Origin of the sequence: Variovorax sp. ZS18.2.2 (assembly GCF_024701975.1) — a bacterium.
Lineage (GTDB): Bacteria > Pseudomonadota > Gammaproteobacteria > Burkholderiales > Burkholderiaceae_C > Variovorax.
This window is the reverse complement of sequence record NZ_JANLNM010000001.1, coordinates 1637197-1651153: the sequence shown is the minus strand read 5'-3', so window position 1 is coordinate 1651153 and position 13957 is coordinate 1637197. Positions and strand designations below refer to the sequence as shown.

At 63.7% G+C, this 13957-nt stretch carries 13 protein-coding genes; 8 read left to right on the top strand and 5 right to left on the bottom strand.

The genetic code is table 11. From position 1 onward, the window contains the following. Positions 1-20: 20 nt before the first annotated feature. From NU688_RS07745 to NU688_RS07725, 5 genes are all read left to right on the top strand, one after another. The gene (locus tag NU688_RS07745) at positions 21-851 is read left to right on the top strand and encodes a branched-chain amino acid ABC transporter permease (RefSeq protein ID WP_257859954.1); all 831 of its coding nucleotides are present in this window, start codon (positions 21-23) and stop codon (positions 849-851) included. Positions 852-952: 101 nt separating this feature from the next. Further along, positions 953-2698, top strand: a complete 1746-nt coding sequence (locus NU688_RS07740) for a branched-chain amino acid ABC transporter ATP-binding protein/permease (RefSeq protein WP_257859953.1) — start codon at positions 953-955, stop codon at positions 2696-2698. After that, entirely contained in the window at positions 2695-3423 is a 729-nt protein-coding gene (locus tag NU688_RS07735) for an ABC transporter ATP-binding protein (RefSeq protein ID WP_257859952.1), read from the top strand. The genes NU688_RS07740 and NU688_RS07735 overlap by 4 nt, the downstream gene beginning before the upstream one ends. Before the next feature lie 70 nt (positions 3424-3493). Beyond that, positions 3494-4642: a transporter substrate-binding domain-containing protein gene (locus NU688_RS07730; RefSeq protein WP_257859951.1), complete on the top strand. Its 1149-nt coding sequence runs from the start codon at positions 3494-3496 to the stop codon at positions 4640-4642. 60 nt (positions 4643-4702) lie between these two features. Continuing rightward, positions 4703-5314, top strand: coding sequence for an ANTAR domain-containing response regulator (locus NU688_RS07725; protein ID WP_257859950.1), 612 nt, complete (start codon positions 4703-4705; stop codon positions 5312-5314). A 79-nt stretch (positions 5315-5393) separates the two neighbouring features. Here the strand turns inward: NU688_RS07725 and NU688_RS07720 are convergent, their stop codons facing one another. Next, a complete protein-coding gene (locus NU688_RS07720) occupies positions 5394-5633 on the bottom strand; it encodes a hypothetical protein (RefSeq protein WP_257859949.1) in 240 nt (79 codons plus the stop codon). Positions 5634-5910: 277 nt separating this feature from the next. Between NU688_RS07720 and NU688_RS07715 the strand changes: the two genes are divergently transcribed. Both NU688_RS07715 and NU688_RS07710 read left to right on the top strand, forming a co-directional pair. Beyond that, positions 5911-6222, top strand: a complete 312-nt coding sequence (locus tag NU688_RS07715; protein ID WP_257859948.1) for a plasmid stabilization protein — start codon at positions 5911-5913, stop codon at positions 6220-6222. A gap of 10 nt (positions 6223-6232) precedes the next feature. Further along, the gene (locus NU688_RS07710) at positions 6233-7099 is read left to right on the top strand and encodes an NmrA family NAD(P)-binding protein (RefSeq protein ID WP_257859947.1); all 867 of its coding nucleotides are present in this window, start codon (positions 6233-6235) and stop codon (positions 7097-7099) included. A gap of 115 nt (positions 7100-7214) precedes the next feature. On the opposite strand, the gene NU688_RS07705 is transcribed toward NU688_RS07710, so the two are convergent. The 4 genes from NU688_RS07705 to NU688_RS07690 form a co-directional block, all read right to left on the bottom strand. Beyond that, positions 7215-8711: a tannase/feruloyl esterase family alpha/beta hydrolase gene (locus tag NU688_RS07705; RefSeq protein WP_257859946.1), complete on the bottom strand. Its 1497-nt coding sequence runs from the start codon at positions 8709-8711 to the stop codon at positions 7215-7217. Between the two features lie 148 nt (positions 8712-8859). After that, a complete protein-coding gene (locus NU688_RS07700; RefSeq protein WP_257859945.1) occupies positions 8860-10389 on the bottom strand; it encodes an alpha/beta hydrolase in 1530 nt (509 codons plus the stop codon). A 232-nt stretch (positions 10390-10621) separates the two neighbouring features. Beyond that, positions 10622-12478 (bottom strand): carboxylesterase/lipase family protein, encoded by a 1857-nt coding sequence (locus NU688_RS07695; RefSeq protein ID WP_257859944.1) that lies wholly within the window; start codon positions 12476-12478, stop codon positions 10622-10624. A gap of 80 nt (positions 12479-12558) precedes the next feature. Next, positions 12559-12771, bottom strand: coding sequence for a hypothetical protein (locus tag NU688_RS07690; RefSeq protein WP_257859943.1), 213 nt, complete (start codon positions 12769-12771; stop codon positions 12559-12561). Between NU688_RS07690 and NU688_RS07685 the strand changes: the two genes are divergently transcribed. Further along, the gene (locus NU688_RS07685; protein WP_257859942.1) at positions 12770-13939 is read left to right on the top strand and encodes an esterase-like activity of phytase family protein; all 1170 of its coding nucleotides are present in this window, start codon (positions 12770-12772) and stop codon (positions 13937-13939) included. The genes NU688_RS07690 and NU688_RS07685 overlap by 2 nt on opposite strands. Positions 13940-13957: the final 18 nt, after the last annotated feature.

Here is a 13957-nt window from a genome sequence, read left to right as displayed (position 1 = left end):
TCTCGGACAAAGGCCTCTACATGGTGCTGCTGCTGGATTTGCTCACGACCGCCGCGATGCTCTTCATCGTCACCGCCGGGCTGATGATGATCTTCGGGGTCATGAAGATCGTCAATTTCGCCCACGGCGCGCTGCTCACGCTGGGCGGCTATGCGAGCTATGTGGTGACCCAGCTCAAGCTCGACCCGTGGCTGAGCTGGCCGCTGTCGCTGGCGGTCGGCGTGGTGGCGGGCATGGCGGTGGAATGGCTGATCGTGAAGCCGCTCTACAAGCGACCGCTCGACGCCATCCTCGCGACCTGGGGGCTGGGCATCGTCATCGGGCAGTCGATCGTGATGGCCTTCGGCCGCGAGGTGCAGTTCGTCGACGCGCCGCTCGCGGGCACCTGGTCGCTCGGCGGCGTGGACTACTCGGCTTGTCGCCTGCTGCTGGTGCCCATCGCCATCGCGCTGTGCCTGTTGCTCACCGCGCTGCTGAACGGCACGCGCTTCGGCATCCGCACGCGCGCGGTGATCATGAACGAGGAGCTGGCCAGTGGCCTCGGCATCCATGCGGGGCGCGTGCGCTTCATTACCTTCAGCCTGGGCGCGGGGCTGGGCACGCTGGCGGGCGCGATGATCACGCCGCTGTCCAGCGTCGATCCGAACATGGGCCTGCCCTGGCTGGTGAGCGCCTTCATGCTGGTCATGGTGTCGGGCCATTCGATGCCCAGCCTGCTGCTGACCTGCGTGGTGTTCGGGGCCTGCCAGGTGCTGGTGAGCACCTATGCCAACCCGGTGCTCGGCGGGCTGACCATCGCGGTGCTCGCGGCGGTCACGCTGCGCATCCGTCCGAAGGGGTTCGCAGGATGAAGCTCTCCCCCAGGCTTCGCGCACTTCGTGTCGCTTCGCCAACCCCCTCACCGGGGGCGACACCAGTGGCCCGGCAGAGCCGGTTCCACGGTGTCTCTGGTATGTGGATGCTAGGCGCCTTGGGGACGGCACTGATCGTGGCCGGACCCTGGGTGTTCGACACCTACCTGCTCAACATCCTCGTGAAGGCCTTCTTCTTCGCCATCGCGGCGATCACGGTCGATGTGCTGTGGGGCTACACCGGCTACCTGAGCTTCGGCCAGTCGGCCTTCTTCGGCATCGGCGCCTATGCGGCGGGGCTGGTGTTCACGCACAGCGGTTTCAGCGTTTCGACGGCGCTGCTGGCGCTGGGCGCCGCCATCGCCGTCAGCGCGGCGGTCGGGGCGCTGGTGGGATGGCTGTCGTTCTACCGGGGCGCTTCGCCGTTCTTCGCGACGGTCATCTCGCTGGTGTTGCCGATCGTGCTCACGCAACTGCTGCTGTCCGGTGGCCAATGGACGGGCTCCAGCTCGGGCCTGACCGGCTACGAGAGCTTCGACCTTTCGATCGAGGCCTGGTACTGGGTGGCCGGCGGCATGCTCGTGCTGTTCGGCCTGCTGGGCTGGCTGCTGGTGCGCAGCGATGCCGGGCGCGTGCTGGCCGCCATCCGCGACAACGAATCGCGCTGCACCTACCTCGGCATTCCGACCGCGGCGGTCAAGATCGCGCTGCTGACCGTCATGGCGATGGTCGCGGGCATCGCGGGCTTCGGCTACGGCGCATTCAGCGGCGTGGTGGCACCCGAGCTCACCGGCTTCGCGCTGGGCACCGAGCTGATCATCTGGGTCGCGCTGGGCGGGCGGGGCACGCTCTGGGGGCCGCTGGTCGGCGCGGTGCTGATCAACGTGGCCACGGCGTATCTCAGCGGCAGCATGCCGTTCGCGTGGCAGTTGATCGTCGGTGTGGCTTTCGTGTTGGTCATCGTGCTGCTGCCGCAGGGGCTGGTGCCGTTGCTGCTCAAGCCCTTCGGACTGGGCCGCATCGCCGTGCGCCTGCCGGTGCTCCAAGTGCGCGAGGCCAGGAGTGTGGCGGCAACACAGGCAACCGAGCCGGCCTTGCACATGCAGCAGGTGGCGAAGCACTACGGCGCGCTCAAGGTGCTGCAGGGCATCGACCTGGAAGCGCGCGCCGGCGAGCTGCTCGGGCTGATCGGACCGAACGGCGCGGGCAAGACCACGCTGATGCGCTGCATGAGCGACGGCGCCGAGCGCAGCGCCGGCACCGTGAAGCTCTGCGGCCACGACATCCGCGAGCTGCCGCCCGAGGCCTGCGTGCGCTTCGGGCTGGGCCGCAAGTTCCAGAACGCCAACATCTTCGAGTCGCTGACGGTGGCGCAGTGCCTGCGCATCGCGGGCACCTTGCTGGAGAAGCCCTCGCTCGTGCGGCAGGACGCCACGCTGCGCCTGCCGGCGTATGCGCTCGACGTGGTGCGCACCACCGGGCTCGACGCCAAGCTGGCGACCATTGCACGCGACCTCTCGCACGGTGAGCAACAGGCGCTCGAACTCGCGATGGTGCTGGCGCTGGAGCCGCGCATCGTGCTGCTCGATGAGCCGACCGCGGGCCTCACCAAGACCGAGCGTTCGCAGATCGGCGAAGTGCTGGCGTCGCTCGCGCACCGGCATGGCCTGTGCTGCCTGCTGGTGGAACACGATCTCGATTTCGTCGAACAGATTGCCACCCGCATCGTGGTGCTGCACCAGGGAACCATCGTGATGCAGGGCAGCTTCGAGGAGGTGGTGAATTCGCCGCTGGTGAAGACCATCTACGCCGGCAGCGCACACGCACCGCAGGAGGAGGCCGCATGAGCGAGAAGAGCCACCAGACGCAGGTGCAGGCATTGCGGCTGGAGCAACTGAGCAGCGGCTACGGGGCCTCCCTGGTGCTGCGCGGCCTGTCGCTGGACATCGCGGCCGGCGAGGCCGTGGCGCTGCTCGGCAAGAACGGCATGGGCAAGAGCACGCTGCTCAAGACCGTGATGGGCTACCTGCCCAAGAAGGGCGGCCAGGTCCGCCTGAACGGGCAGGACATCACGCGGCAGCCGCCGCACCGCATCGCGCGCCAGGGCATCGCCTATGCGGCGCAGGAGCAGGCGCTGTTCGCCGACCTGAGCATCCGCGACAACCTGCGGCTCGGGTTGGCGAAGGAGTCCGTGTTCGAGGAGCGCTTTGCGGACATCGAGCCGCTGTTCCCGGTCTTCAAGACCCGCCTGAAGCAGGACGCCGGCACGCTGTCCGGCGGCGAGCAGAAAATGCTGCTGCTCGCCCGTGCGCTGATGATGCGGCCCGCGATGATCCTGCTCGATGAGATCACCGAAGGGCTGCAACCCTCGGTCATCGACCGGCTGGCCCGCGCGCTGCTGGACGAACGCGCCCGGCGCGGCACCGCGATGCTGATCGTGGAGCAGAACGTGCCGTTCGCGCTCCAGGTCGCCGACCGCTACGTGGTGCTGAAGCAGGGCGAGCTGGTGGACGAGGGGAATGCCAAGGCCGCAGGTGCCGCGGCATCCGTTTTCGATCACCTGCGTGTGTGACTTCGGACCCGGAGGCACGGATTCTGCTGGTGCCTTTTTGAATGACGATGGTGACGATGGAGAAAAGCCGATGACCACTGAGAAACCCGCCCCCGCCGAAGACGGCTGGCGCGTCGGCGTGCTGCATTCGCGCTCGGGCGCGACCGGCGTGAGCGAGTCGGAGCATTTCTTCGGGACCGCGCTGGCCATCGAGGAAATCAATGGCCTCGGTGGCGTGCTCGACCGGCCGCTGCTGCCGGTGGCCTACGACCCCAAGGGCGATGCCGACGAATACCGGCGGCTCGCAACGCGGCTGCTGCTGGAGGACGAGGTCAACGTGATCTTCGGCTGCTCGCGCTCTTCGAGCCGCAAGGCCGTGCTGCCGGTGATCGAGCGCAACAACGCGCTGCTCTGGTATTGCTCCTTCTACGAGGGCTTCGAGTACTCGTCCAACGTCATCTACACCGGCGCGGTGCCCAACCAGAACAGCGTGCAGCTCGCGGCCTACCTGTTGAAGAACCGGGGCCGGCGCTTTTTCCTGATCGGCGCCGACTACATCTTTCCGCGCGAGTCGAACCGCGTGATGCGCGAGATGGTCGAGCAGCACGGCGGCGAAATCCTCGACGAGGTCTATGTGCCGCTGGAGGCCTCCGAGACGCAGCTGCAGGACGTCATGCGCGACATCGCCGATGCGCAGCCCGACGTCATCTTCTGCACCATCGTCGGCCAGTCGGCCCGGCGCCTGTACCAGATCTACCGCGAGCACGGGCTCGATCCGCAGCGCATGCCCATCGCCAGCCTGTCGATGGTGGAGGAAGAAGTCCGCATGACCGGCGCCGAGGCCTGCGCGGGGCACATCACGTCGGCCACGTACTTCAGTTCGCTGAAGAACGAATGCAACGACCGCTTCATCGCGCTGTGGCGCAAGCGCTATGGCGACCGGCCCACCAGCATGTGGTCCGAGGCGGCCTACAGCCAGGTTCACCTGTTCGCGCGGGCGCTGGAGCGCAGCGGCAGCCTGGACACGCGCAAGCTCGTCAACGCCGTGCGCGCGGTGCGCTTCGAGTCGCCCGAGGGGCCGCTGTCCATCGATGCGGAGAACAACCACACCTTCCTCACGCCCCGCATCGGCGTGTGCCGCCGCGACGGGCAGTTCGACCTGCTGTGGGAGGGGGCGGGGCCGGTCAAGCCAGACCCGTATCTGTCGACCTTCGGTTTCTCCGAGTTCTGGCTGAGCTGATGTCATGAGACGCCGGGCCGCCCCAAGTCGAATACCGCAGCCGAAGGCGGAGGTTACCCAATGAGCAGTTTGCGCCGCCTCTACGATGACCTGCGCAGCATCTGCGTCGCGGTGGTGTACCCGCCGGGCGAGGACCGCGACATCCTTCTCGACCAGCTCAAGCGCATCGGCTGCCGGCTCAAGGTCATCTGGCCCTTTCCCTCCGCGCCGCCCACCGGCTGCGACGTGATCTTCTTCCAGGTCTCGCAGGAGCTGCAGGACAGCACCAGCTGGTGCGCCAGCGCGGTGGAGGCGACGCTGATCGCGCTGTCCGATTACGAGAGCCCGACCACGCTGAAGCTGCTGCTCGACACCAGCGCGCACGGCGTGCTGACCCGCCCGTTCCGTTCGTCGGGCGTGCTGAGCACGCTGGTGCTGGCGCGCTCGTCGCGCGGATACCAGGAGCGGCTGCAGAGCAAGGTCAGCAAGCTCGAAGAGACCATCAAGTCGCGCCGGCAGATCGAGAAGGCGGTGCGCATGCTGGCCGAGACGCAGTCGCTGACCGAGGCCAAGGCCTACGAGCACATGCGCACGCGCGCCACCACGCTGCGGGTCACGGTGGCCGAAGTGGCGTTGATGGTGGTGGAGGCGCACGAGGCGATGGAGAAGCTGGGGCTGGGGCGCTTGCGCTAGGGGCCGTCAGAGCCGGCAGATAGCGGCGCGCAGCTCGCAGATGAGACCACCGTTGCGCGCCATCGCGTCCGCGCAGCGTTCAGACCGGAAAAAATCGGCTCCGATGATCTTCCGTCTCAAAAAATGCCTTGTGCTGACGCAGAACGGTGCGGCCGTCGTCCAGCCGGTAGACAACCTCCTTGAGAACCGGCGCGTAGCGTTTGGTGACGCTCAAATGCTCGATGTAGACGCGACTCCCGGTCACGGTGGCGTGGTGGTCGAAAGCATCGACCACTTCAACCCGTTCCGTTTCGCGGACGATGGTTGCATAGGTAGCCATGGCACCTCCTGCTCGACATCGGGAAGCACGCCTGGAAATGGCTTGCTTTCAGGTGATTCGTAATACTTACGGATTCATATTGCGTGAGGAAGCGGGTTTTCCATGCCCCTGTGCGAATCGTGGAGATGCGGGCGCGTTCGCGGCGCATGAAGGCCGGTGCCTGATCGGGCCAGCGACAGACAACGCCGACGCGCATCGCGTCCGTCTTCTTACCCACGGCACGGGTCGTGCGCCCAGCATGAAAGCTTCTTTTCATCAACCTGAAGGAGCGATGACCATGCCAAGAGGCGACAAGTCGTCCTACACGGACAAGCAGAAACGCAAGGCCGAGCACATCGAGGAAGGCTACGAGCACCGCGGCGTCGGCAAGGCCGAGGCCGAACGCCGCGCCTGGGCCACGGTGAATGCCGAGACCGGCGGCGGCAAGAAAAGCGGATCGGGCCGCGGCAAGGCCGAGAACCATGCGCCCTCGCGCAAGGGCGGCCACAAGGGCGGGGCGGCTGCGGCATCCCGCACTGCAGCGGAGCGATCGGCTTCCGCGAAGAAGGGCGCTGCCACGCGCAAGCGCAATGCCGAGAAGCGCTCGTAAGGAGATGGCGATGCACATCATCCTGGGCGCCACCGGCCACGTCGGCTCGTCGCTCGCGCAAGCCCTGCTGGCGCGCAACGAGCCGGTCACCGTGGTCACGCGCAAGGCAAGCAAGGCCGAATCGCTGAAGACCAAGGGCGCCCATGTGGCGCAGGTCGACGTGCTCGACACCGCGGCGCTGCACCGCGTGATCGAAGGCGGGCACCGCCTCTTCGTGCTCAATCCGCCGGCGCCGCCATCGACCGACACGGTCGCCGAAGAGCGAAAGAGCCTGCACGCCATCGTGGCCGCGCTCGAGGGCTGCAGACTCGAGAAGATCGTCGGCGAATCGACCTACGGCGCGCAGCCCGGCGACGGCATCGGCGACCTCGGCGTGCTGTACGACATGGAGCAGGCGCTGCGGGCGGCTGGCGCCGCGCCGGTCAGCGCCATCCGCGCGGCCTACTACATGAGCAACTGGGATGCCTCGCTGGAGACCGCGCAAAAGGAGGGCAAGGTCCACAGCATGTACCCGCCCGATTTCAAGCTGCCGATGGTGGCGCCGCAGGACCTCGGCGAGTTCGCCGCGCGGTTGATGCTGGGCGCGGCCGAGGCCTCGGGGCCGCACTATGTCGAAGGACCGGAGCGCTATTCGCCGGACGATGTCGCGCGGGCCTTTGCAGAAGCGCTGGGACGGCCCGTGCAGGTGGCGGTGACGCCGCCCGATCAGTGGGAGCAGGCGTTCCGGTCGCAGGGGTTCTCGGAGGCTGCGGCGAAGTCGTACACGGCGATGACGCGGATCACGCTGGAGAGCAAGGAGGAGCCTGAGAGGCCGGCGCGGGGGGCGACTTCTTTGGGCGAATACATCTCGGCGCTGGTCAGGAAGAGCTCGGGCTGAGTGCGCCAGGGGCGTCACGGCAGCCGGCTCGTTGCATGTTGGGGCGACGACGACGGTGGCTGGGCAGCCGCGCCAGAAGCTGGCGGCCACCGTCTTGCGCGTTGTTCAATATTGATTATTGAAAGTCGTTCGGTGAGCATCCCCACGTTTTCAATTCTTCCGTGGTCGGAATATTTCCTGCCGGATTGAAGGAGTTTCGAGGCGCCTTGGGTTTTGCATTGTCGTCATGAACCCATTGATCCAGCGCCGAGATGTAATTCCAGGACAAATCGCCAAGGCCACCATCTGCAGTTACGGGAAAGAACCCATGATTGAAGCCATTGATGAAATAAACTCGTGTGGAATCTCCCATCCTTTTCACGGTTTCCTCATCATTTTTTGAGCGCACGTAATTGGCCGAATCTCTTACAAATTTTCCGGTTTGAGTACACGGAACCACAATGTCTTGTGTGCCTTGATAAAGAATGACCCTTTTCTTTTTCTTGCCGGAATTCGTTGGTGTATTGAGGAAATTCTCGACGGCACCGGGCTTGACGTTCCAGACGGGTTCCATGGCATTCATGAGTTTATCTATCGCGTTATCTTTATCCGCCCCCGAATCAATTGCCGCCTGAGAAATGGACTGGACAGCCCAGCCCAGCGCTTTTCCAAGTGCTTGGGTCGCGGATGGGTCGGACCACTTCAAGGTGCCAAGAATCAATCCCCCCAGGACGCCACCAAATTTATCGGTATCAAACTCCTCCCAATGCGAATGTCCAACTCGCTTTATCATCCGAGTCAGGTAGACGGACGGAGCCCCCGACACAACACCATCGTATGCGTCGGGCCAGCTTTCAATAGCTTTGAGAGCTTGCCGGCCTCCCGTAGAGAAGCCTACGAAATACTTGGCCTCCGGTGTTTTCCCGGTAATTTTCTTTACAAGCGTCACCCCGACATCCAGCGATTTCTTGATGGAATTTCCACCGAAATTTGTTGCCAATTCTTGTTGCGGTATGTCGTTGATATCGTTGGCCCCCTTGACAAGGCCAGCCATGCCAAAGCCGGTGATATTAGGAAGAAATGGAAGAAGTGGCTGGGTATTTCCAGCATCGCTCATGAGAAGAGCGTAATTTTCCGTCTCCGCTGTCTTGCTTCCCATGACACTCGATGGCCAAGAGAACAGACCTCCACCAAATTGAATCAACTTTCCATTCCATTGAGAGGGGATGTAGAGTTCAAAATTAATGTCGGGGACACCTTTGTTCCACAAGTCCTTGACCTTGGGGTCGAGCCTGTACTGAGAAGTTGAATGAATTTTTCCTTTGACAAGGCAGCTGCCATTCAGAAAAATGGAAGTTGGCGTCCAACTTGGTTCTACCGAATCTATCGTGAATCCGCCGGTTTTTGGCGAAGGGTATTTTTCACCTCGAACCTTTTCGAGTACGGCATCGTCGAACTCTCCCCCAATTTTCTCCTTTTTGCATAAGTCGGCAAGTTTGAAAAAAATATCTTCGTTATTTGCCGCGTGTACCGATGATAAAAGCCCTCCGCAAGCGGTTGCAAGGAAAAGGGCTTGACGCAAGCTTCGAGCCGCATTTTTAAAACGGCCAGGTTTGTTTTTCGGATCAGTCATGATTTTCCCTTTCAATTTAATTGAGGTTAGATGGGTTGGTGCAAATCGGCACTACAGATTTGCAATCGCTGCATGGATTTCATTGCATGAGTGATTGCAGGTCGAGGCAAATCAAGGGCGTCGCCGTGCCATGGCTGCCCCTGAGCGTTCAAGTCGGGCAAGGCTTGGACCCGGCCAGCATTCGCCCGAGCTTGATCAAGCCGGAGTCATCCGCCATGTCGGCCGGCCGGGTGAACGTGCAGCCATACGCCGGGTCCGCCACCACGGCCGGTGTGACCACGTCGTCGCCGGCCGGCTTCACGCCGTCGCGCTCCCACTTCACCAGCGCATCGAAGGCTTCGGTCGCCTCCTTCTGGGTGAAGTCGCAATGGGAGATGCCGCGCACCGCGCGCTGCACCAGCCACTGGCCGTTGCCCTTGGCGGCCACGCGCCGGTTGTAGATCTGCTCCATGCTGAAAGGCACGAACAGGTCGCCCAGCGTGTGCAGCGTGAGTACCGGGACCTTGAACTCGCCGTTGATCTTCGGAATCCAGCGCAGGCCGTCGCGGCGCAGGCGATTGGCATCGGGCACGGCGCTGATCTTCAGGGCCGAGGCATTGAGCGCGGCGCTACCGGCAGGGTCGCCGTCGATGGTGTAGGTGAAGCGGGTGGTGTCGGTGACGTTCTTGTTCAAGACGCCATCGGCGATGTCGTCGACCACGAACGCCACGGTCCACGGCGCCATCAGCGACCCGCCGGCCGTGAAGGCCAGGTCGAACAGCGGACGAGGTCCGCCCGACAGGTTCTGAATCACCGAGGCGTACTTCTCGCCCGCAGGTGTTGGCGCGATGCCCAAGGGGGAGAACTGCGTGAAGAGCGCGCTCGTGACCTGCGCCTGAATGTCCGCCCAGTTCGCCCTGGGGTATTTCGGCAGTCCCGCCAGCGCCTGGGCCGTCACCTGCAGGCCCGCAAAGTAGTCGAACAGTTCCGTGTCGCCCAACGCGCCGCACATCGGCAGCGCGCCGTTGTACTTCACCTTGTGGTTGGCGGTGGCGTAGGTCTCGTCTTCCACGGCCGTGGCGGCGAGGCTGCCGCCGAACGAACCGCCGGAGATGAAGAGCTTGGACGGTGCCGCAAGGTCGCGGCCGTTGGCCTTGGCGATCTGGCTGAACGCGAGCGCCAGCGCGTTGGTGTCTTCCACGGCCACGCGCAGGTCGTAGTAGTTCTTGCTGAAGCTGGAGGCCGCCCACGCGTAGCCGTTCTGGATCAGGTGGCGGCGGATCGAAGGGTCATCCACCTTCAGCTCTTTGCCTGTGCCCGCATAGCCGTGTCCCCACATCACGAGCTGGCCGTTCCAGTTCGCCGGCACTTCGACGTGGTACTGCGCACCGCCGAGCATGCCGGCCCATCGGCTGGTGGTGGCGTTGTCGACTTTGTCGCTGGCGTCGGCCTGGAGCGCCGGGAAGGTGGTGGCCGTGGGATCGGCCGGCGCGAAATCGTTGCGGCTGTCTTGCAGCCGTGTTTCCTCGGGCTCGGGGGCGGGCGGCGCGGGTGGCTCAGGAACAGGGGCCGGCGGATTGGATTCCGAGGCGGGCGGCAGCGGCGTGAACGAGAAACCGTTGCCGCCGCCCCCGCCACCGCACGATGCGATGACCAGGCTGGTTGCCAAAGCAAGAAGTGTCAGACGCGCTGAATGCATGGTTTGTCTCTCCGTCTATGAGTAAGTCTTGGGAATGCAAAACCGGTGCGGCGCCACGCGTGCAGTCCCAGGTGGTGACAGACAGACGCGCAACGCTGCCGCAGCGGATGGTCTTGTCGGTCGTACAGGGGGAACCCCTTGGGCCCACAAGACCGTGAATGGGCAGGACACATGGAGGCTGCTGTCCGGCGAACTGCGTTGCCTCCATCACCGACACCGCAGGCCGGTCAGCTCAATTCAACAGGCTGCTCAGTCCAAGTAACTTGAGCAGGCCCTGCAGCAAATCGCGCTGTGGCTGCGACAAGTCCGAGTACGACGCAGTACCGGACGGGTTGTCTGTGTTCGACATGTACGACTTCGTGTCGAAGATCATTCGCTTGTTGCACTGCGAACAGTTGGCGCTCGGCCATGAAGCCCACGCCATCTGGTCGCCGGACTCCCCCTGACCGGGCTTGCCATCACGGACGAAAGAGGCCGTGTAGTCGATGAACTTGTCCGACAGTGCCTTGCGGCCCTTCGCGTTCTGTGGCGTTTCCAGAAAGTGAAAGGCATTCGGCGTGTCGGTCATGGAGTTGCCGAACAGTGTGGGTACATCACTGGCGTGCGTGGCACCGAAGACGTCCTTCCACGGTTGCGGCATGTCGTTCCATTCGTAGTTGTAGCGATAGATTTGCTTGTTGTCCCGCTGCAGCAGGGTGAGGTTGACGTCGGTCAGGCCGTCGTAAATGACGTTGGCCACCTCACTGATCTGCGCAAAGGAAGCCGCCTTCGAGGGATCGATCAGCTGATTGCTGGTCACGGAGGCTGGATCTTTCGCGTTGGCGAGCTTCCAGAGCTCCGCCTGAGTCGGTTTCATCATGAAGCCCATTGCTGCGGCGAGGAGCGGCAGCTCTCTGTGCGTTGTGCCGATCATCAGCGGCATCTTGTTGTAGTCCGGCGTCAGCCCCACCGCAATGCCTTTGGGGAGGACTTTGCCGTCGGTATAAGACTGCGCCAGCGGGTAGGGGATCTTCGCAATCGTCTCTGCCTTGGCATTGCGCAGCAACTTGGCGTTGAGATCCTCTGGCGACATAAGGATGCTGCCCAGGGCGAGTCCGAACGGATTGCGCAGGGCTTCTTCGATCATCAGGGTGGCAGTAACGACAATGCTCATCGCTTGCCCCACCTCCGGCGGTACAGCCATTGGCAAGCCCGACATGCACAGCGCGCGCTGAAATTTGTCTTTGGCCAGCGGCGACATCAGCAAGCTCCATGTGTTGATGCATCCAGCGGATTGGCCCGCGACTGTGACCAGGTCTGGATTTCCGCCGAAGGCACGGGCGTTGGTGCGGGTCCAATCAAGTGCACGCACCAGGTCGAGCAGGGCGAAGTTGCCCGAGTCATCCAGCGGGTCCCCGGTCTTGATGGCCGGGTTGTTGAACCAGCCGAACGCACCCAATCGATACTGCACCGTCACCACCACCATGTTGGCTCGGTGCGCGAGTTGCGCCGCGTCATACAGCGGGTCGCTTGCCGATCCGTACAGGTTGGCGCCACCGTGAATCCAGAAGAAGACCGGCAAGTTGTCGTCCTTGGAATCCGGGCGCCACACGTTCAGGTAAAGGCAGTCTTCGCTACCCACTGGCTTGCCGAAGGTGTCGGGATTGAGCTCGCCCATGATGCTGCCCATCTGCGTACACATGCTCGCGAACTTGGTGGCGTCACGCGTCGTGCGCCACGGTTCTGACGGCACCGGAGCGCGCCACCGCAGTTCTCCAACCGGCGGCTTCGCGAAGGGAATGCCCAGAAAGGACTGCGTTTCGTTATTTGCCCGTTGGCCTTTGATCGGGCCAGCATCGAGCCGGCGAGTAAGGCTCTGGTCGTAAGCCGCCATGGCGGGTATCGAGAGCGCCGCGAGGGCTGCAATGGCCCAACGGGCGGCAATGCGGACGAAGTCCGACAGACGATGATTCATTGGTTTGTCTCCCTGAATTGAAATGCAACGATGTTGCATGTGCACGAAAAGCCTTCGAAGCGCGGCGACGATCTTTTTTTCAGTGGGCGCGGCGTCGACGCCGGCCCGTGTCTGTTTGCTGTTGAACGCAATCAAGATTCATCGTCGCGACACGTGGCCGGACTATGGGCTTTGGCTTTGCACTTGCCTATGATCGCGGCGGCCAAAAACGGAACCTAATAGGACGTATTGGGTTTTGCCGCCGCCCGCGCAATTGGGATGAGGCGTTTCTGTTGCCGGGTATTCACCGATCCGTCATTCACCGTCACTAGCATCCCGCGGTCCGTCACACACGAACCGCCGCCGATGCCCTCGCTCCTGTCTTCTTCCTCTTCTTTTTCTTCTTTCGCAGCGCCGGTTTTCCGGACACTGGTCGCCAGTGCCGTCATGGCGCTTGCGGCATGCGGGGGCGGCAGCGACGGCGGGTCTGGCTTCTTCCCGCTGCCCGTCGCTTCGGCCCCTCCACCAGCGCCGGCCCCGGCGCCCGCACCTCCCGCACCACCGGCCGAGCGGACCGTCGAAAGCATCCGGCTCATCGGCGAGCAACTGCTCGCCAACGACCTGAAGGTCGATGGATTCGTCGTGGGCGGCCTGTCCGGCGTCGACTACGACCCGGTCACCGGCACCTGGTATTTCTTGAGCGACGACCGCACCGCGTCGCGTTTCCATACGGCCGAACTGGCCTACGACGCGACGAGTTTTTCGTCGATAAAAATCCGTTCGTCCGTCACCCTGAAGGACGCAGGCGGCAAGCCCTATCCCAGCAGCGACCCGGCGCCCGGCGGCACCGTGGCCGACCCCGAATCGTTCCGTGTGGACCCGCAAGACGGCGCGTTGTGGTGGGGCAGCGAGGGCGACCGCGCCAAGAGCCTCGACCCCTTCGTCGCGAAGATGGGCAAGGACGGGCAGATGGTCGCGAGCCTGCCTTCCACGCCCATGTTCAAGATGTTCCCGGCCGAGGAAAAAGGCTCGCGCAACAACGCGACCTTCGAAGCCCTGAGCTTCGCGGCGGACGGCAAGAGCCTGTGGGTGGGCATGGAAGCGCCGATCTACGAAGACGGCCCGTTGCCGACCGTCGCCAGCGGTGCGGTCTCCCGCTTCACCCAGTACGACCGCGCAGGCAACCTGCTGCGCCAGGTCGCGTATCCGATCGATGCCTTGCCCGCAGCACCGGCCGTCGGCAAGTCGGCCGACAACGGCGTCTCGGAGATGCTGGCGATCAACGACCACCAGTTTCTCGTGATCGAACGCTCGGGCGTGCAGGGCGCCGACGGCGTCTACGTCAACTACATCCGCCTGTACCAGATCGACACGGCCGGCGCCACCGACGTCCGCGCCATCGCGAGCCTGGCCGGCGCCGACTACAAGCCCGTGCAGAAGCGCCTGGTGCTCAACCTCAACACGCTGGGCTTGAAGAAGCTCGACAACATCGAGGGCATCACCTGGGGCCCGAAGCTCGCCAACGGGCACGACACGCTGGTGCTGGTGTCGGACAACAACTTCAATGCAGCCAGCCAGATCACGCAGGTGCTGGCGTTCGAGGTGGTTGGGAAGTAGGGCGGGGCTGGCGCGCAG

What these genes read in the sequence shown, in the direction of transcription:
- NU688_RS07745 (WP_257859954.1), top strand. Translation starts at nt 21, where the DNA reads ATGGTGCTGCTGCTGGATTTGCTCACGACCGCCGCGATGCTCTTCATC.
- NU688_RS07740 (WP_257859953.1), top strand. Translation starts at nt 953, where the DNA reads ATGTGGATGCTAGGCGCCTTGGGGACGGCACTGATCGTGGCCGGACCC.
- NU688_RS07735 (WP_257859952.1), top strand. Translation starts at nt 2,695, where the DNA reads ATGAGCGAGAAGAGCCACCAGACGCAGGTGCAGGCATTGCGGCTGGAG.
- NU688_RS07730 (WP_257859951.1), top strand. Translation starts at nt 3,494, where the DNA reads ATGACCACTGAGAAACCCGCCCCCGCCGAAGACGGCTGGCGCGTCGGC.
- NU688_RS07725 (WP_257859950.1), top strand. Translation starts at nt 4,703, where the DNA reads ATGAGCAGTTTGCGCCGCCTCTACGATGACCTGCGCAGCATCTGCGTC.
- NU688_RS07720 (WP_257859949.1), bottom strand. Translation starts at nt 5,633, where the DNA reads ATGGCTACCTATGCAACCATCGTCCGCGAAACGGAACGGGTTGAAGTG.
- NU688_RS07715 (WP_257859948.1), top strand. Translation starts at nt 5,911, where the DNA reads ATGCCAAGAGGCGACAAGTCGTCCTACACGGACAAGCAGAAACGCAAG.
- NU688_RS07710 (WP_257859947.1), top strand. Translation starts at nt 6,233, where the DNA reads ATGCACATCATCCTGGGCGCCACCGGCCACGTCGGCTCGTCGCTCGCG.
- NU688_RS07705 (WP_257859946.1), bottom strand. Translation starts at nt 8,711, where the DNA reads ATGACTGATCCGAAAAACAAACCTGGCCGTTTTAAAAATGCGGCTCGA.
- NU688_RS07700 (WP_257859945.1), bottom strand. Translation starts at nt 10,389, where the DNA reads ATGCATTCAGCGCGTCTGACACTTCTTGCTTTGGCAACCAGCCTGGTC.
- NU688_RS07685 (WP_257859942.1), top strand. Translation starts at nt 12,770, where the DNA reads ATGGCGCTTGCGGCATGCGGGGGCGGCAGCGACGGCGGGTCTGGCTTC.
- NU688_RS07690 (WP_257859943.1), bottom strand. Translation starts at nt 12,771, where the DNA reads ATGACGGCACTGGCGACCAGTGTCCGGAAAACCGGCGCTGCGAAAGAA.